Origin of the sequence: Gemmobacter lutimaris (genome assembly GCF_003570715.1) — a bacterium.
GTDB classification, from domain to species: Bacteria; Pseudomonadota; Alphaproteobacteria; order Rhodobacterales; family Rhodobacteraceae; genus Gemmobacter; species Gemmobacter lutimaris.
In genome coordinates this window covers 307,146-323,780 of the sequence record NZ_QXXQ01000004.1, presented here as the reverse complement: position 1 = coordinate 323,780, position 16,635 = coordinate 307,146, and the positions used below count along the sequence as shown (strand labels likewise).

Annotated in this window: 20 protein-coding genes and 1 tRNA gene; 10 read left to right on the top strand and 11 right to left on the bottom strand. The window is 64.5% G+C overall.

The window, feature by feature from the left end; genetic code table 11:
* Positions 1–114: 114 nt before the first annotated feature.
* Genes ftsA through D2N39_RS09940 form a run of 8 tightly spaced genes read right to left on the bottom strand, consistent with a single transcriptional unit; the run spans position 115 to position 7,818 of the window.
* Positions 115–1,449 carry a cell division protein FtsA gene (gene ftsA, locus D2N39_RS09975; protein WP_119134626.1) on the bottom strand — a complete coding sequence of 445 codons (1,335 nt, stop codon included), beginning with the start codon at positions 1,447–1,449 and terminating at the stop codon, positions 115–117.
* Complete coding sequence (locus tag D2N39_RS09970) at positions 1,446–2,396, bottom strand: cell division protein FtsQ/DivIB (RefSeq protein WP_119134625.1); 951 nt, start codon at positions 2,394–2,396, stop codon at positions 1,446–1,448. Before D2N39_RS09970 ends, ftsA begins: the two co-directional genes overlap by 4 nt.
* Positions 2,384–3,307 carry a D-alanine--D-alanine ligase gene (locus tag D2N39_RS09965; RefSeq protein ID WP_119134624.1) on the bottom strand — a complete coding sequence of 308 codons (924 nt, stop codon included), beginning with the start codon at positions 3,305–3,307 and terminating at the stop codon, positions 2,384–2,386. The genes D2N39_RS09970 and D2N39_RS09965 overlap by 13 nt, the downstream gene beginning before the upstream one ends.
* Positions 3,308–3,345: 38 nt before the next feature.
* The gene (gene murB, locus D2N39_RS09960; RefSeq protein ID WP_119134623.1) at positions 3,346–4,272 is read right to left on the bottom strand and encodes a UDP-N-acetylmuramate dehydrogenase; all 927 of its coding nucleotides are present in this window, start codon (positions 4,270–4,272) and stop codon (positions 3,346–3,348) included.
* Positions 4,273–4,314: 42 nt separating this feature from the next.
* Complete coding sequence (locus D2N39_RS09955) at positions 4,315–5,043, bottom strand: SDR family oxidoreductase (RefSeq protein ID WP_119134622.1); 729 nt, start codon at positions 5,041–5,043, stop codon at positions 4,315–4,317.
* Entirely contained in the window at positions 5,040–5,519 is a 480-nt protein-coding gene (locus D2N39_RS09950; protein ID WP_119134621.1) for an aromatic-ring-hydroxylating dioxygenase subunit beta, read from the bottom strand. The genes D2N39_RS09955 and D2N39_RS09950 overlap by 4 nt, the downstream gene beginning before the upstream one ends.
* Positions 5,516–6,856, bottom strand: coding sequence for an aromatic ring-hydroxylating dioxygenase subunit alpha (locus tag D2N39_RS09945; protein WP_119134620.1), 1,341 nt, complete (start codon positions 6,854–6,856; stop codon positions 5,516–5,518). Before D2N39_RS09945 ends, D2N39_RS09950 begins: the two co-directional genes overlap by 4 nt.
* Positions 6,857–6,867: 11 nt before the next feature.
* Positions 6,868–7,818 (bottom strand): PDR/VanB family oxidoreductase, encoded by a 951-nt coding sequence (locus tag D2N39_RS09940; protein ID WP_119134619.1) that lies wholly within the window; start codon positions 7,816–7,818, stop codon positions 6,868–6,870.
* A 142-nt stretch (positions 7,819–7,960) separates the two neighbouring features.
* Between D2N39_RS09940 and D2N39_RS09935 the strand changes: the two genes are divergently transcribed.
* The 5 genes from D2N39_RS09935 to D2N39_RS09915 all read left to right on the top strand — a co-directional run bounded on the left by D2N39_RS09935 (position 7,961) and on the right by D2N39_RS09915 (position 12,061).
* The gene (locus D2N39_RS09935) at positions 7,961–8,449 is read left to right on the top strand and encodes a MarR family winged helix-turn-helix transcriptional regulator (RefSeq protein ID WP_119134618.1); all 489 of its coding nucleotides are present in this window, start codon (positions 7,961–7,963) and stop codon (positions 8,447–8,449) included.
* 157 nt (positions 8,450–8,606) lie between these two features.
* Complete coding sequence (locus D2N39_RS09930) at positions 8,607–9,629, top strand: TRAP transporter substrate-binding protein (protein WP_119134617.1); 1,023 nt, start codon at positions 8,607–8,609, stop codon at positions 9,627–9,629.
* Positions 9,630–9,682: 53 nt separating this feature from the next.
* Entirely contained in the window at positions 9,683–10,192 is a 510-nt protein-coding gene (locus tag D2N39_RS09925; RefSeq protein WP_119134616.1) for a TRAP transporter small permease, read from the top strand.
* Entirely contained in the window at positions 10,185–11,504 is a 1,320-nt protein-coding gene (locus D2N39_RS09920) for a TRAP transporter large permease (RefSeq protein WP_119134615.1), read from the top strand. The genes D2N39_RS09925 and D2N39_RS09920 overlap by 8 nt, the downstream gene beginning before the upstream one ends.
* The gene (locus D2N39_RS09915; RefSeq protein WP_119134614.1) at positions 11,501–12,061 is read left to right on the top strand and encodes a GNAT family N-acetyltransferase; all 561 of its coding nucleotides are present in this window, start codon (positions 11,501–11,503) and stop codon (positions 12,059–12,061) included. The genes D2N39_RS09920 and D2N39_RS09915 overlap by 4 nt, the downstream gene beginning before the upstream one ends.
* A gap of 32 nt (positions 12,062–12,093) precedes the next feature.
* Here the strand turns inward: D2N39_RS09915 and D2N39_RS09910 are convergent, their stop codons facing one another.
* The gene (locus D2N39_RS09910) at positions 12,094–12,846 is read right to left on the bottom strand and encodes an SDR family oxidoreductase (RefSeq protein WP_119134613.1); all 753 of its coding nucleotides are present in this window, start codon (positions 12,844–12,846) and stop codon (positions 12,094–12,096) included.
* A 108-nt stretch (positions 12,847–12,954) separates the two neighbouring features.
* Positions 12,955–13,038 (bottom strand) — tRNA-Leu (locus D2N39_RS09905).
* 162 nt (positions 13,039–13,200) lie between these two features.
* Here D2N39_RS09905 and D2N39_RS09900 point away from each other — a divergent pair.
* From D2N39_RS09900 to D2N39_RS09890, 3 genes are all read left to right on the top strand, one after another.
* Complete coding sequence (locus D2N39_RS09900; RefSeq protein WP_119134612.1) at positions 13,201–13,905, top strand: CoA transferase subunit A; 705 nt, start codon at positions 13,201–13,203, stop codon at positions 13,903–13,905.
* Positions 13,905–14,534 (top strand): 3-oxoacid CoA-transferase subunit B, encoded by a 630-nt coding sequence (locus tag D2N39_RS09895; protein ID WP_119134611.1) that lies wholly within the window; start codon positions 13,905–13,907, stop codon positions 14,532–14,534. The genes D2N39_RS09900 and D2N39_RS09895 overlap by 1 nt, the downstream gene beginning before the upstream one ends.
* A 62-nt stretch (positions 14,535–14,596) precedes the next feature.
* A complete protein-coding gene (locus tag D2N39_RS09890) occupies positions 14,597–14,887 on the top strand; it encodes a GNAT family N-acetyltransferase (RefSeq protein ID WP_119134610.1) in 291 nt (96 codons plus the stop codon).
* On the opposite strand, the gene D2N39_RS09885 is transcribed toward D2N39_RS09890, so the two are convergent.
* A complete protein-coding gene (locus D2N39_RS09885; protein WP_119134609.1) occupies positions 14,884–15,762 on the bottom strand; it encodes a lytic transglycosylase domain-containing protein in 879 nt (292 codons plus the stop codon). The genes D2N39_RS09890 and D2N39_RS09885 overlap by 4 nt on opposite strands.
* Before the next feature lie 372 nt (positions 15,763–16,134).
* Between D2N39_RS09885 and D2N39_RS09880 the strand changes: the two genes are divergently transcribed.
* Together D2N39_RS09880 and D2N39_RS22860 are read left to right on the top strand one after the other, a co-directional pair.
* Positions 16,135–16,320, top strand: a complete 186-nt coding sequence (locus D2N39_RS09880) for a Flp family type IVb pilin (RefSeq protein WP_119134608.1) — start codon at positions 16,135–16,137, stop codon at positions 16,318–16,320.
* Positions 16,321–16,435: 115 nt separating this feature from the next.
* A complete protein-coding gene (locus D2N39_RS22860; protein ID WP_158589802.1) occupies positions 16,436–16,612 on the top strand; it encodes a hypothetical protein in 177 nt (58 codons plus the stop codon).
* Positions 16,613–16,635: the final 23 nt, after the last annotated feature.

Genomic DNA, 16,635 nt, shown 5'->3' with positions numbered 1-16,635 from the left:
ATTCTATCCACAGTGGCTTGCGCCGTCACCTGAAAAACACACAAAGCCCACAAAATATGGGGGATATGGCCCGCATTTCAGCGGGATTTCGCCGTGACCGCAACTTGTTGCGGGTTACCAGTTGTCGCGGAACCATTTGATGGCCCTCTTGAACGACCGCGCCGGATAGCGCTCGGCCGGAATGTCGAAATCCCACCATTCATCCTGCGGATGCGTGGCAAAGAGGCACAGCCCCACCGCGGACGAGAATGCCGGGCCGGTGACAGCCTGCGGCAACCCCTGGATTCGCAGCGGACGTCCGAGGCGGACGCGCTGCCCCAGGATGCGGGCGGCCAGCCCGTCCAGGCCGGGGATCTGGCTCGCGCCGCCGGTCAGCACGATCTGCTGGCTGGGCAGATGCTCGAACCCGGCCGCATCCAGCCGCACCCGCGCCTCTTCCAGAATTTCCTCGACGCGCGGACGGATGATACCGATCAGCTCGGTCCGGCTGACCTGACGGCGATCCTTTTCCCAGTCACCGCTGTCGCCGCCGATCTCGATCATCTCGCGGTCATCCATGCTGGTGGCATGCACGCCGCCGTGCTTGGTCTTGATCCGCTCGGCCACGGTCATCGGCACCTGAAGGCCCTTGGCGATGTCGGAAGTGATATGATCGCCGCCCATACGGACGGAATCCGCATATATCATGTGCTTCTTGATGAAAATGGACAGGCCGGTCGAGCCGCCCCCCATGTCGATGCAGGCCGCGCCCAGTTCCTGCTCGTCCTCGACGAGGCTGGAGATGCCCGAGACATAGGCCGACGATGCGATCCCCGCGACCTCAAGATCGCAGCGGTTGATGCAGTAGAACAGGTTCTGCACCACGCTTGCCTCGACCGACAGAAGATGCATGTCGCAGGCCAGACGGTTGCCGATCTGCCCGCGCGGATCGCCCATGCCGGTGCGATGGTCCAGCGCGAAATTCACAGGCTGGGCATGCAGCACCTCGCGCCCCTGCCCGATGTCGGGCATGTCGCAGGCGGCCAGCGCACGCGCCACGTCATGTTCGGTCACGACCGAGTCCGCAAGCTCGATGTCCCCGGCAAGGCCATAGCTGCGCGGCTCGGCCCCCGAGAAACAGGCAATGACGTGATCAACCCGCACATTGGCCATCTTCTGCGCCGCCTGCACCGCGGTGCGGATGGCGCGTTCTGTTTCGTTCATCGCGTGGATTTCGCCAAAGCGCACCCCGCGTGACCGGGTGGTCGCGGCGCCAATGATGCGGAACTGCGATTGCCCGGCCATGGACCCCACGCCATCGGTGTCGCGCCGCCGCTCCGGCCCGTCGAAGCGCAGGACCAGACAGGCGATCTTGCTTGACCCGATGTCAAGAATGGCGACGACGCCCCGCTGCATGGCGGCGCGGCGCATGTTCCGCATGGCACGTTGCGAATGATAGAGATCGGTCACAGGGCGTTCTCCACGGTCTCAAGCCCTTTGGCGCGGCGCAGGCTCCGCAGGGCGTCGGATGAAAGGCGAATGGTGGGGCGGGCCTGATTGCGCAGGTCCACGGCGATGATGTCACGGCCAAGCAGATCCTCGGCCTTGTCGAGCGCCAGAAGCCGTTCCAGCGCCCGCACCGGATTGTCGGCGGGCAGAAGGATGCGCTGGTCACGATCCAGCACCAGATCCCAGCGGCGCTCTCCGATCCGAACAAGACCGCGCAGGCGTGGCAGCACAGGTTTGGCAGCGGCCACGATGGCCAGCGCCTCGGAGGCGGCCTTGTCAGCCCCAAACCCGGTGACCACCGGCAGGTCAGGGCGGTCGGCCCGTTCCAGCACCTGCGCGACACGACGGCCGGTGGCATCAAGCAGGTCAAGCTCGGCTTCCTTGCGCCAGATCAGGGCGGGCTGGCGTTCGGTGATCCGCACCGACAACACCCCGCCCGACCCAACCTTGACTTCGGCCTGATCCACCGCGTCCAGGGTGCGGATGCGGGTCGCTGCCGCCTCAAGGTCGATGGAAAAGCGCGACACCGGCAGCTTCACATCCAGCATGTCACGGATGGCGGCATCGAGCGACGGCGAGGCGCCGGTAACCTGCAAGACCGACACGCGGAATTCCGGGCGGTTTTCGATGGCCTCACGCCATTCGCCGACCTGGGCGACGATGGCATTGCGCCGCGCCTCGGGGCCGAAGGCGATGGCGCCGACGGCTGCCACGCAAAGCACCGGCACCCCGACCCGCATCAAGACACGGAAAGCCGGTGTCAACCACAGGCGCTGCATCCGGTAGGCCATGCGTGTCGGCGCCGGATCGCGGCGCGGCGGTGGCGCGGTATGGGGCTGCGGCGCATAGCCCGGCTGCGCGGCGCGCGACATGGCAGGATAGCGGCGGTCGGCGGTCAGCGGTCGCATGACGCATCCTCCACAATCCAGCGGCAGAGCTCCGGGAAGCTGATGCCGTGGAAGGCCGCCTGCTCGGGCGCGAGCGAGGTGGGCGTCATCCCCGGCTGAGTATTGGTTTCCAGAAGGATCAGCCCGGCCAGCCCCCGACTTTCATCCCAACGGAAATCCGACCGGCTGAGCCCCCGACAGCCCAGCGCCCGATGCGCGCGCAGGGCATAATCCAGACAGGCCGCCTCGATCTCGGCAGGCACATTGGCCGGAATCTCGTGCCGTGACCCGCCCGCCTTGTATTTGGCGTCATAGTCATACCAGCCCGAGGTGATGATGTCGGTCACCGCCAGCGCCCGATCACCCATCACGGCACAGGTAAACTCTCGGCCCGGCACATAGGTTTCAACCATGACCCGCTCGGGCATATTGTCAGAAAGCTGTGGCGGGCCATTGGCGGCCTCATGCACCAGATAGACCCCGACCGAAGAGCCTTCGTTATAGGGCTTCACCACATAGGGCGGCTGCATGACATGGCGCGCGCGCACCTCGTCACGGTCGGCAAGCAGGCTTTCAGCCACAGGCAAACCGGCAGCGCGGAAGGTTTCCTTCGAGCGCTCCTTGTCCATCGCCAGCGCCGAGGCCAGCACACCGGAATGCGTGTAGGGGATGCGCAGCCATTCAAGCAGGCCCTGAACGCAGCCATCCTCACCCCAGCGGCCATGCAGGGCGTTGAACACGACATCAGGAGAAATTTCATGCAGGTGCGCGGCCAGATCGGGGCCGGCATCGACCTCGATCACCTCATATCCGGCTACCCGCAAAGCGTTGGCGCATTCACGCCCAGACGACAAGGAAACTTCCCGCTCTGCGGAAAGGCCACCCATCAACACCGCTACACGGGAGCACGTCCTGCCCGACTTGCCCGCCATTTACTGCCTCTTCAGGGTCTTCGCCCCGATATTCTTCGTTATTTTGCCGTCGGTTCGCCGACGCGCATGATTTCCCACTCTAGCGTGATCCCGCTGTTTTGGAAAACCCTTTTTCGCACTTCCTCGCCCAGATTTTCCAGATCGGCGGCTGTCGCCCCCCCGGCGTTGATCAGGAAGTTGGAATGCATCTCACTCATCTGCGCACCGCCGATGCGGGCGCCGCGCATCCCCGCATCGTCGATCACCTTCCAGGCTTTCAGCTCGTGCGTGTCATCCGCCGCGCCGGTAGAGCTGCGCCCCAGCGGGTTGCGAAAGGTGGAACCGGCGCTGCGGTCCTTGGTGGGCTGGCTCGCGTCGCGCTTGGCCAACTGATCCTCCATCCGCGCCGCCAGCGCGGCAGGATCGCCCGCAGGCGCGTAGAAGGTGGCGCCGATCACCACGGCGCCTTCCGGCAGATCGGATTGACGATAGCGCAGGTTCAGCGCGGCGGCGGGCAGGGTTTCAATCTGCCCCGACCGCGTGACAATGCGGATCTCCTCCAGAAAATCCGCGACGTAATGGCCGTAGCAGCCCGCGTTCATCCGCACTGCCCCGCCGATCGAACCGGGAATGGTGCGCAGGAAAGTCAGGTCGCACCCGGCCTCGGCGGCTTTCCGCGCAACATGGGCGTCCAGCGCGGCGGCCCCCGCCGTGACGCGCCCGCCCTCGACCGTGATAGCATTGAAACCGCGCCCGAGGCGGATCACCACCGCCCGGATACCGCCATCACGGACGATGAGGTTCGACCCCACCCCCATCGGGAACACCGGCACCTCGGGCGGCAAAGCGGCCAGAAATCCGGCCAGATCGGCCTCGTCGGCAGGCTGGAACAGCCAGTCGGCCGGGCCGCCGACGCGCAGCCAGGTCAGATCAGAAAGCGGACGGTCCGGCGTCAGCGCGCCGCGCGGGGTGGGAAGCGTGGTCATAGCTCTCTGGTAGCCGCCCGCCCTGCCCCGCGCAAGCCGTGGCTACAGGCTCATGCTGCCCACGCTGGCACCGCCGCAGACATAAAGCGTCTGGCCGGTGACGAAGCTCGCGCCCGGATCGCAGAAGAACAGGAAGGCGTTGCTGACATCCTCGACCGTGCCCAGCCGCCCGACCGGGATACGTTTCGCCAGTTCCGCCTCGCGTTCGCTGCCCTTGGGCACGATGCCCCAGAAGTTGTCGGTCTGGATCGGTCCGGGCGCCACCACATTGACGGTGATGCCATGCGGCGCCAGTTCCAGCGCCCAGGTCCGCGCCATGCCGATCATCCCCGCCTTGCTGGCGGAATAGGCGGTGCGGGTCGGCACGCCCAGCGCCGCGCGCGAGCCGTTGAACAGGATGCGCCCGAAGCGCCGCGCCTTCATCGCGGGCAGGGCCGCCTGCACCAGCGACAGCGCCGCGCCAAGGTGCAGCTGCGCAAGGCCGGTGATGTCGGCGGGCTGCGCATCCTCCACCAGCTTCGGCCAGACCAGCCCGGCGTTGTGGATGACATGTGTCACCTCATGCCGGGCGGCGATGGCGGCGGCGGCCTCGGTCACAGCCGCGCTGTCCAGCAGATCAACCGACATATTCTCCAGCCGGTCATGGCTGAATTCGGCCGGGCCGCGCGACAGGTTGATCACCCGGTAGCCGCGCGCCAGCAGACGCCCGGCCAGATCGGCGCCGATGCCCTTGCTTGCGCCGGTGATGACGGCGGTGAAATCCGCGCTCATGGCAGCAACTGGATATTGCCGAAGGCGGCATCGCAATTGAGGATGTCGACCCGTTTGTTGGCGATGCGCAACCGCCCGTCGATCAGCGCCAGATCATGCTGCGCGGTCAGCGCCAGAAGCATCTGTTCATCCAGCCGTGTCTCGACATAGTGCATCTGCGTCGTGGTGCGGATGCGCCCGGCCTCAAGGTCGATCTCGTCCACCCAGGGACGCTGCAACACATGATGACAGCGGCTTTTCGGTTTCTGGCTGAAGGTGCGCGCGCCGTTCAGACGCTCCACCCGGACCTTGAGCATGAAGATATCCTCATACATCAGCGAGGTCACATTCAGCGGATCGGTCTGCTTGTAGTCGAGTGGCATCCAGTAATGTCCGTCCTTCAGCCAAAGCGCCAGCCAGTCGTCATAGCGCCCCTCGTCCAGCATCCGCGCCTCGTCATAAAGGAAGTCGATGATGTCGTCCTTCGTCACGCTCATTCCGCGGCCTCCCGTGCCGGCATGTCATGGGTCATGAACTTCACCCAGGCATGGAACTGGTTGCGCATCTGCTTTTCCGTGGTGCCGTTCAGCACGCTTTCCTGTTCGAAATCCTCGTCCGGGTCGTAAAGGCGCTGGATGTTCACCCATTCCATGCCATCGGCCTGCAAGCCTTCCTGCGCACGCTCATACATCTCCAGATCGTCATGGCCGACGATCGAGGTGGGGGCGTTGATCATGCGGTTATACATGGCGGTGCGCGCGGTCAGTTCCTCGGGTGCATCGACCAGCCGGTAGATATAGCTTTCCACCAGCGTCTTGTCGGCGGCCAGCGGGATGAACACGCGCAGCTGCTGGATCGGGCCCTTGATCATGATGTTCGGGAAATAGACCGTGTTGTGCCGGTTCTCGCCCAGAATGGCGCGGGCCTTTTCCTCGCCATGGGTGACCGACAGCTTGTCCAGATAGCCCGGAATTTCGGTGTAGTTCGAATGGATCGAATGATGCACGCCGGTATGGCCATGGCCATTGGGCCAGGTGCGGATGCCCATGTTTTCAAAGAACTCGTAAGGCGAGGTGAAGGGGGCGATGATTTCCATCGCAGGGGGCAGCGGCGTGCCCTCGGGCATGTCGAGTTCCTTCCACAACCGCACCGCCGTCCCCGCCGAGCTTTCATGCGCGACCATCGGGTGACAGGTATCGGTCTGGTTCTCGACCAGCATCTTCCAGTTGCACTTGTGCATGTAGCGGAGCGGCGGCCCCGCCACCTCCAGCCGCTGTGCGGGCGAGCGGTCCACCATATTGTCGATGGAGGACAGCGAGCCGCCGAAGAACTCCTCGAAGGAAATCCCCTCCTCCGCCAGACGGCAGAAGATGAAGCCCCGGTAGTTCATCACCGCGCCCACGGATTTCATGCCATGGCCGGCGTCGGTCTGTTCGAACCCGGTGTTTTCGTAGCCCTTCTTCAGCGGGATCGCCAGAAGACAGCCATCGGTCTTGAACGACCAAGCGTGATAGGGGCAGCGGAAGAACTTGCCGGTATTGCCGGTGCGGTCGATCACCAGCTTGGTGCCCTTGTGCGGGCAGCGGTTGTAAAGAACGTAGATCTCGCCATCCGTATGCCGCACCTGAATGACCGGCTGATCGCCGACCATGGTCGTGAAGTAGTCGCCCTTGTTCGGGGTCTGGCTATCATGCCCCACGAAGATCCAGGCATTGGCAAAGAGATGCTTCATCTCCAGCCGGTAGACTTCGGGGTCGATATAGACGTCGCGATGCACCTGATGCCCCTGCACCAGAGCCGCGACCGCCGCCTTGTCGCCGGTATAACGTGTCATGGCTTCCTCCCTCAGAGATCGAGCACCAGCCGCGGCGATTTCGCCCGGCTGACGCAGATTTGCATGAGCTTCCCGGCCGCGCGCTCGGCCTCGGACAGCACCACGTCGCGGTGATCGGGTTCGCCCGAGATCACGCCGCACTGACAGATGCCGCAATCGCCGCGCTGGCAGTCGTAGACCAGATCGACGCCGCCTTCCTCCAGCACCTCGACGATGCTGCGGCCCGGCGGGATGGTGAAGGTCTGGCCGGTGGAGGCAAGCTCCACCTCGAAGGCGGTATCGTCCGCCTCGGCCTGCGGGGCGTCGAACAGTTCGAAATGCACGCGGGCAGCGGGGATGCCCGCCGCCTCGGCCTTCTGGCGCAGCGCGTCCAGCATCCCCCGCGGTCCGCAGGCATAGATGTGCCGGTCGCCCAACGCGGCAAGCAGCGCGTCCAGATCCAGCGCCGTCGCCGAATCGTCATCGCAATGCAGGCTGAAGGCAGGGCCGAAGGTTTCCGCCAGCGCCGACGCATAAGCCATCAGCCCGGCGCTGCGCCCGGCGTAATGGAACTCGAACGGTGTGCCCGCCGCCTTCAGCGCGGTGGCCATGGAAATCATTGGCGTGACGCCGATGCCCCCGGCCAGCAATACGGCAGATGCCCCGGCCACCAGAGGGAAATCGCATTTCGGCAGGCTGAGCATGACCTCGGCCCCCTCTGCCAGCCCGTGCATGAAGCGCGAACCGCCCTTGCCCTCGGGTTCCAGTTGCACCGCGATGCGATACTCCGTCGGGGCCTCCGGCACGGGGGACAGTGAGATCAGCGAATAGGCCCGGCTGTCACCATCGGGCAGCGAGACGCGGACATGGGCCCCCGGCTCCCACCCCGGCAGCGGACGCGCCGCGATGCCGGTCAGGCGAAACTCGCGGATGCGATCGGTGAGGGGCTGAATCCCCGTGATTCTGGCTTTGATGCTGTGCACGTTTCGTCCTCCCTGTCATAAAACATGAAATTTCATGTAAATTTCGTCAAGCCTTTTTTTGCCCCCTGCACCGCAGCGCCGATGCCCCGCGCATTGACAACCCCCCCTGCCCCTGCGTTCTCCTGTGCCACCGGAGGACACGATGACTGACAGCCCGCTTGCCCAGCCCCCTGCACCGGAAAACGGTGACACCTTCGTTTCGGGCTATCTGCTGTATCTGCTGGCCGCCGCCAGCGAGGCCGCCAGCGCGCAATTCCATGCGCGTGTGCGCGAAGAAGGTCTGCGCGTGCCCGAATGGCGGGTGCTGGCCTGCCTGCATGACCGCGACGGCGCCATGGTCACGCGACTGGCGCAGTTCGCGCTGATCGAGCAATCCCGGCTCACCAAGATCATCGCGCAGATGGAAGACCGCGGCATCGTCACCCGGCGGGGCGACCCCGAGGATCGCCGCCGCACGCGGGTTTATCTGACGCCCGAGGGTCGCGCGCTGGCCGAGGCTCTGGTGGCCGAAGCCCGGCGGCACGAGGCCGACCTGCTGAATATCCTTGCCGGAAGCGATGGCGCGCGAATCAAGCAGGCCCTGCGCGCCCTGATCGACCGCCTTGCCCCTGCCGAATCCCTTGATGCCTGACCCCGGCCCAATCCCATGGCCGGGCAAGAAAATGTCGCCAGCCCCGTCTGTCCGCGAAAAATCAGTTCACAAGTGACCGATTCTGTGGATACATGAAATTGCATATAATGGACCCGCCGGAGGAGGAGCCGTCGGGCCGCACAACAGGGAGACCACCGTGACCAGGATTGCACGCCTTCTTGCCAGCGCCGCCGTTGTCGTCTGCACAGCCGCCGCCGCCCATGCCGCCGAGACGCTGACCATCTCCAGCTGGCTGCCACCGACCCACCCGATCAACACCGGCATGCTTGAAGGGCTGGTGAAGATGATGGAAGAGGCCACCGATGGCCAGGTCACCGGCGAGATCAAGCTGGGCCTCGCGCCGCCGCCTGCCCAGATGGATCTGGTGATGGACGGCGCCGCCGACATGACCATCATCTTCCACGGCTACCAGCCGGGCCGCTTCATCGGCACCCAGCTTATTGAACTGCCGGGCTATCCGGGCAATGCCGAGGCTGCCTCGGTCGCTTACTGGCATGTGCAGAAGGCGTTCCTTGACAAGCTCGACGAACATCGCGGCGTCAAGCTTGTCGCGCTGACGACCCATGGTCCGGGCCAGATCCACTCCAGCAAGGAAATCAACACGCTGGCCGATCTGAGCGGGTTGAAAACCCGTCTTGGCGGTGGTGTGTCCGCCGAAGTCGGCGCCGAGCTGGGCCTCGTCGGCATTCAGGTGCCCGCGCCCAAGGTCTATGAAACGCTCGCCTCCGGCGCCGCCGATGCCGTTGCGATCAACATGGGCGAACGCACCAGCTTCAAGCTGAACGAAGTGGCGAAGAACGTCTATGAAATGCCCGGCGGCTTCTATCGCGGGTCGTTCGCGGTGCTGATGAGCCAGGAACGCTTCGACAGCCTGCCCGAGGATGTGCAGAAGGCGCTGGACGAAAAGGTGTTCGGTGAAACCGCCAGCCGCATGATGGGCGCCGTCTGGGATCAAAGCGACGCCGACGCCCGTGCCGCGACCGAAGCCGCGGCGGACAACAAGATCGTCACCGCCAGCGCGGAAGATCAGGCCGCCTTCGCCGAAATGGCCGCACGGGTGCGCGAAAAGGTTCTGGCGCAGATCAGCGCCGCAGGCATCGACGCACAGGCAGCCTACGATATGGTCATGACAGAGATGACCGCCGCCGCCGGCAACTGACGCGACCCAAGGGCGCGCCAGACCGGCGCGCCCCACGCCTGCGGGAGCCCTTGATGATACCCCTGATCCGCCTCATGCGGCGCCTTTCGGTGCTGCCCCTGATCCTTGCTTCGGTCACGCTTTTCGCGCTTATGGTGCTGACCTTCTGTGACGTGGTGCTGCGCTCCGCCTTCAGCGCGCCGATCGAGGCCGCCACCGAACTGACCCGCATCGCCATCGCCATCATCGTCTTTGCCTCGCTGCCCGTGCTTTCGGGGCGCGGCGGGCATATCGCGGTGGACCTGCTGGACCCGATCTTCGCCCGCCTGCATCTGGAGCGTCTGCGCGACGGCATTGTCACCACCCTGTCGGGCGTGATGTTGCTCTGGCCCGCATGGCGCATCGTCGATCTGGCCGAACGCGCCCGCAGCTATGGCGACGTGACCGAATACCTCGCCATTCCCGTTTCCACCGTCACATGGTTCATCGCCCTCATGACCTTCCTCACCGCTGCCGTGCTGATTGCGCGCGGCCTGATGATCTGGCTGGCCCCGCGCCTGCTGTGGGAGGGCGGGCATGACTGACTCTCTCATCGGTTTTGCCGCCGTTCTGGTGCTGGTGCTGCTGCGCATGCCCATCGCCTTTGCCATGGGGCTGGTCGGCCTTGTCGGCTATACGCTGGAAACCAGCTTTCGCGGCGCCATCTCAATGGCCGCGCGACTGGTGATCGACACCAGCCAGGATTATGGCCTTTCGGTCGTGCCGCTGTTCATCCTGATGGGGCTGTTCGTCAACAAGGGCGGCATCAGCCGCGAGCTTTATCAGGTGTCGAACGCCTTTCTGGGCCATTTCCGGGGTGGCCTTGCCATGGCGACCATCGTCGCCTGCGGCGGCTTTGCCGCGATCTGCGGCTCGTCGCTGGCCACGGCTGCCACCATGTCGAAGGTCGCCATGCCCGAGATGCGGAAATTCGGCTATGCTGACAGCCTGTCCACCGCCTCCATCGCCGCAGGCGGGACGCTGGGCATCCTGATCCCGCCCTCGGTCATCCTCGTGATCTACGGGCTGCTGACTGAAACCTCCATCGGGCAGTTGTTCATCGCAGGGATCATCCCCGGCGCGCTGGGCATCCTGTTCTATCTGGCCGCCGTCTATATCTCGGTCCTGCGCAACCCGGCTGCCGGTCCGGCAGGCCCGCGCGCGACCTGGGGCCAGCGACTGGCGGCGCTGCGCGGCGTCTGGTCGGTGTTGCTCTTGTTCGGGCTGGTGATCGGCGGGCTTTACGGCGCGCTGGATGTCTGGCCGATCCACCTGACCTTCTCGCCAACCGAAGCGGCAGGCATGGGCGCGATGGGCGCCTTCCTGATCGCGCTGGCGCGCGGCGGGCTGACCTTGGCTGACATCCGCGAGGTGCTGGAGGAAACCGCGCTGACCACCGCCTCGCTGTTTGCGGTGTTGATCGGGGCGTGGATCTTCTCGAACTTCGTCAATATCGCCGGGTTGCCCGAGGCGCTGGCCAATGGCGTGATCGAGATGGGACTTTCGCCCTGGCTGGTGATGGCCCTGATCGTGCTGATCTATGTGGCACTGGGCTGCGTGTTCGAAAGCCTGTCGATGCTTCTGCTGACGGTGCCGATCTTCTTTCCGCTGGTCACCGGCATGGGCTTCAACCCGGTGTGGTTCGGCATCATCGTGGTGGTGGTGACGGAAATCAGCCTGATCACCCCTCCGGTCGGGCTGAATGTGTTCATCCTGAAAGGTGTGGTCGGCAACGTCTCCACCGCGACGATCTTCCGCGGGGTGACGCCCTTCTGGATGATGGACATCCTGCGCCTGCTCTTGCTGCTGCTGATCCCGGGCCTGACGCTGTTCCTGCCCTCGCAGATGCTGCCGTGACCGGGCTGCCGCCCCTGCCCCATCGAACGGCGCGGCTTTCGCTGCGCCGTTTCGTCCCCGAGGATTTCGCGGCCTATGCCGATTGCCACCGCAGGGCCGAGGTCTACCGCCACCTCTACACCGCCCCGCCCGAGGGCGAGGCGCTGGCCCAGCAATTCGCCCGCGCCTGCGATCCGCGGTTCGAAGACGAGGGCGATGCCTTCCGGCTGGCCGTCTGCCGCCAGACGGACGGGGCTCTGCTGGGCGAGGTGGTGCTGAAATATGCCAGCCGCACCGCGCGTCAGGGTGAACTTGGCTATATCTTTCACCCGGATTACGCCGGACAGGGCTACGCGACCGAGGCCGCGCAGGCCATGCTGGCACTCGGCTTCGGTCCCTGCGGCCTGCACCGGATCTTTGCCCGCATCGCCAGCCGCAACGAAGCCTCCTGGCGCCTTGCCGACCGGCTGGGCCTGCGCCGCGAGGCGCATCTGGTGGAGAACGACTTCTTCGAAGGGGTCTGGGGCGACGAGTTCATCTATGCCCTGCTGGGGCGGGAGTGGCGCGACCGGGGCTGAGCGCTGCCCCGCACCGGGACAGCGCCTGAGGCTCAAAACTTGCTTATCGAATTGCCGCCATCCGCCAGCATTGCAGTGCCGGTCACAAAAGACGCCTTGTCAGACAGCAGGAACAGCGCCGCATTGGCGATTTCCGCAGGTTCCGCCATCCGCTTCAGCGCATGCAAACCCCGCACGACATCATGGAACCCGGCATCTTCCCCGGCCATGGAGGTCATGGTGCCACCGGGCAGCAGGGCGTTAACGCGGATCTTCTCGGCCCCGTGCTCTGCCGCCAGAACCTGCGTCATGCCGATCAGCCCGGCTTTCGCTGCCGCATAGGCCGCCATCCCCGGCAACCCGACCGTGTGTCCGACAAAGGACGAGGTAAAGACGAGGGAGCCGCCGCCACGCCGCCGCAGCGCCGGGATCTGCGCCCTGGCCGCATGAAAGCCGCTGGTCAGATTGACCGCGATCACCTTGTGCCAGTTTTCCTCCGTCATGTCGGGGACCGGCCCCAGCTCTCCGGTCATGCCGGCATTGTTGAACGCGCCGTCAAGCCCGCCGAACCGGGCTTCCGCCAGCGCCACCAGATCGGCGGCATAGGCACCGCTTTCGACATTCCCGGCCAGAAAAGCGGCCTTGCCGCCTTTCCCCGCAATCTCGGCCGCAAGATCGGCCAGCAGGTCGCCGCGCCGCGCGCCCAGAACCAGCCCTGCCCCTTCAGCAGCGAAAATCCGCGCCGCAGCCGCCCCGATACCGCTGCTTGCGCCGGTGACAATAATGGTCTTTCCTTCCAGTAGCATTCCCGTCTTCCTTTCCTGAAGCTTGGGAATGACTAGGAAAACGGCGGCTGCCAGCCGACCCGCTTCTTGCGCAAAGCCCGGCTGGAACGCTGACAGGAGCGCGGCTTCTGGTGCGGGTGGCGGGGCTCGAACCCGCACGGGATACCCCTGGCGATTTTAAGTCGCCTGTGTCTACCATTCCACCACACCCGCACTGGTCTTGGAAATGACATGCCGCCGCCGCGCGGTAAAGGGCGCATCCTGCCCCACGGCAGGCTTTCCGCCCTGTCCTGCTGCGATGCGGCAAGGGGTCGATTGACTTAGGCCGTTGCAATCGCCACAACTTGACGCCGGAGAGTTTGCGGGGAGAGACGCATGGACAAGACATATGCGAGTGCCGGGGCGGCGCTGGAAGGGTTGCTGTTCGACGGCATGACGATGGCGGCGGGGGGCTTCGGCCTCTGTGGCATCCCCGAACTGCTGATCGACGCGATCAAGGCGGCGGGGACCAAAGACATCACCATCGCCTCGAACAACTGTGGCGTGGATGATTTCGGTCTGGGCGTGCTGCTCAAGACCCGGCAGATCAAGAAGATGATCTCGTCCTATGTCGGCGAGAATGCCGAATTCATGCGCCAGTATCTGTCGGGCGAACTGGAGCTGGAATTCAACCCGCAAGGCACCCTGGCCGAACGGATGCGGGCGGGCGGCGCGGGTATCCCCGGCTTCTACACCGCCACCGGCGTCGGCACGGTGATCGCGGAAGGCAAGGATGTGAAGGTCTTCAACGGCCGCGAATACATCCTTGAAACCGGCATCGTGGCAGATGTGTCCATCGTGAAGGCGTGGAAGGCCGATCCCTCGGGCAACCTGATCTTCCGCAAGACCGCGCGCAATTTCAACGTGCCCGCCGCCACCTGCGGCAAGGTCTGCGTGGCGGAGGTCGAGGAAATCGTGCCGCTGGGCAGCCTTGACCCCGATCACATCCACCTGCCGGGCATCTATGTCCACCGCATCGTGCAGGGCCAGCACGAGAAGCGCATCGAACAGCGCACCACCCGCAAGAAGGAGCAAGCCTGATGCCCTGGGATCGCAATCAGATGGCGGCACGCGCCGCGCAGGAGCTTCAGGACGGCTGGTATGTGAACCTCGGCATCGGCATTCCGACGCTGGTGTCGAACTACATCCCCGAAGGCGTCAACGTCACGCTGCAATCGGAAAACGGCATGCTGGGCATGGGCCCCTTCCCCTATGAGGGCGAAGAGGATGCCGACCTGATCAACGCCGGCAAGCAGACCATCACCGAACTGCCGCAGACCGCCTATTTCGACAGCGCGACCTCGTTTGCCATGATCCGGGGCGGCAAGATCGCCATGGCGATCCTTGGCGCGATGGAAGTGGCGGAAAACGGCGATCTGGCGAACTGGATGATCCCCGGCAAGCTGGTGAAGGGGATGGGCGGCGCCATGGACCTCGTGGCAGGCGTCGGCCGCGTGGTGGTTGTGATGGACCATACCTCCAAGCATGGTGAATCGAAGGTGCTGAAAGCCTGCACCCTGCCCTTGACCGGCAAGGCGGTGGTGGATCGTATCATCACCAATCTGGGCGTTCTGGACGTGGTGCCGGGCGGCCTGAAGATCGTTGAACTGGCCGATGGCGTGACCGAGGCTGAAATGCGCGCCGCGACCGAGGCGACTCTGGTCGGTTGATCCGAAAGACAACACAGCCGCCCCGCAGAACGTGGGGCGGCAAACCAAGATGTGAGGATGGTATGAGCGATTTCGAGATTACACGCGAAACCTCGGGTTCGAAGGGTCGCTATGTCATCCGGCAGGGTGGTGAAGAGGCCGAACTGACCTATTCCATCACCTCGCCCCAGCTTGTCATCGCCGATCACACTGGCGTTCCCGACAGTTTTCGAGGCACCGGCGCCGGGCTGGCGCTGGTGCTGCGTCTGGTCGCGGATGCGCGGGCTGAAGGGTTCAAGGTCATGCCGCTTTGTCCCTTCGTGAATGCGCAGCGCAAGCGCCATCCCGAATGGGCGGATGTCTTCGCGGTCTAGCCGCCCGCCGCGATCACCTTGAACACGCAGGGGTCGGAAAACAGCTCCGGCGGGGTCAGGCACAGGCCCTGCGCCACCTGCCAGGCGGCCAGCACTTTCGGCACATAATCCCGCGTTTCGGCATAGGGCGGGATGCCGCCATTGGCCTCTACCGCGCCCTCACCCGCATTATAGGCCGCCAGCACCATCAGCGGATCGCGGTCGAACCGCTTCATCAGCCAGTCAAGATAGGCGACCCCGCCCTTGATGTTCTGCGCGGGCACCTTGGAATCTGTCACGCCAAAGCGTTCGGCCGTAGCGGGGATCAGTTGCATCAACCCCTGCGCCCCTGCGGAACTGACCGCATCCGGGCGTCCCGCGCTTTCGATCCCGATGACCGCCAGCGCCAGCGCAGGCGAAACCTCGGTGCCGATCGTGGCCTTCAGGATCTCGGTGCCATAGGCAGAAGCGATATTCTGCATCGCTTGCAACCGCGGCGCGGTGACGGCCTTGCCCCCCGGCCCCTGTGACAGCGCGGCCAGCGCCTGCGGGAAACGCCCCTTCATCGCCGCGCGATCCACCGGCACCTGATCCCAGAACCATGCGTAGGAAGAGGCGGGTTTCGCAACCGGATCGGCCAGTGGCGCCGCAGGCGGCGTGTCGGCTACCGATTGCGCCTCTTTCTTGCGGTCCACCTTGGGAGAGGCGGCCAGTCGGCGCGCCTGTTCCTCGGGGTCGATCTGCACGGTGATGCGCTTGCCGACCCCGGCAGCGGGCGCCTTGATTCGACGGAACGTGAAATCCTCGAATGCCGGAGGCGTCTGGGCACCCGCCGGATGCCAGTAAAAGGGCAGAATCGCCCCTGTCAGAATCGTCGCCAATACTGCCCGCCTCATGCGGCTGCCTGCCCGTTTTCCGGTTTCTAGCCCCCCTACTTTCGCAGAAACCCGTGAATCGCTCCAGCGAGGGCGGAATCCCCCCCACGGATCGTGGCAGTTTTGCCTCATTCCCGCCCAACTCTGCCCCGCAAGCCGGACCCAGCCGAAAGAAACGAAAAATATTCAAAAGATATTTTGAACAATTTCAATATCTTGAAAACTTTCTTCAGGTTTTATTCAGATTTCCCGAGTGGTCAAATTGCCTCCCAACTCCCGCCACCTTCAGGGGGCTATATACACCCATGCCGCAACGAAGCGGATCGGAACAGAGGCCGATCAGAAGCAAGGGCGGCGCGTAGTGAGCAACACCTGAACCAAGGGACCAAGACCATGAAACTGCTGAACATCTTCAAATCCTTCAAAAACGACGAATCGGGCGCCGTGACCGTTGACTGGGTCGTGCTGACCGCCGCCATCGTGGGCCTGGGCCTCGTCGTGATGGAAACCATCTCGCCCTCGCTCGACGCGACCGCGGCGAACATCGCCGACAAGCTGGACGAAGCCGCCGCTTACTGATCCGAGCGTCTTCGGACAGTTCGAGACTGCATGGGCTGCGGCTTGGTCACAAGCCGCAGCCTGTTTCATTGTGCGGCACAGCTGTTGTGCACGGTAACCCGATACGAGTATCGACATGGAAAAGATCACCCGTTTCCTGAGGGCCGAAGATGCGGCCATCACTGTTGACTGGATCGTGCTGGCAACGGCCGTCATCGTGATGACGATGGGCGTTTTCCTGATCGTAACCGAATTGCTTTACGAACAGGCTGCCGAAGGCATTGGTGACAAGGTGCTTGAGGCACAGAGCTAGGCGCCACGACAGCTACCCGCCCT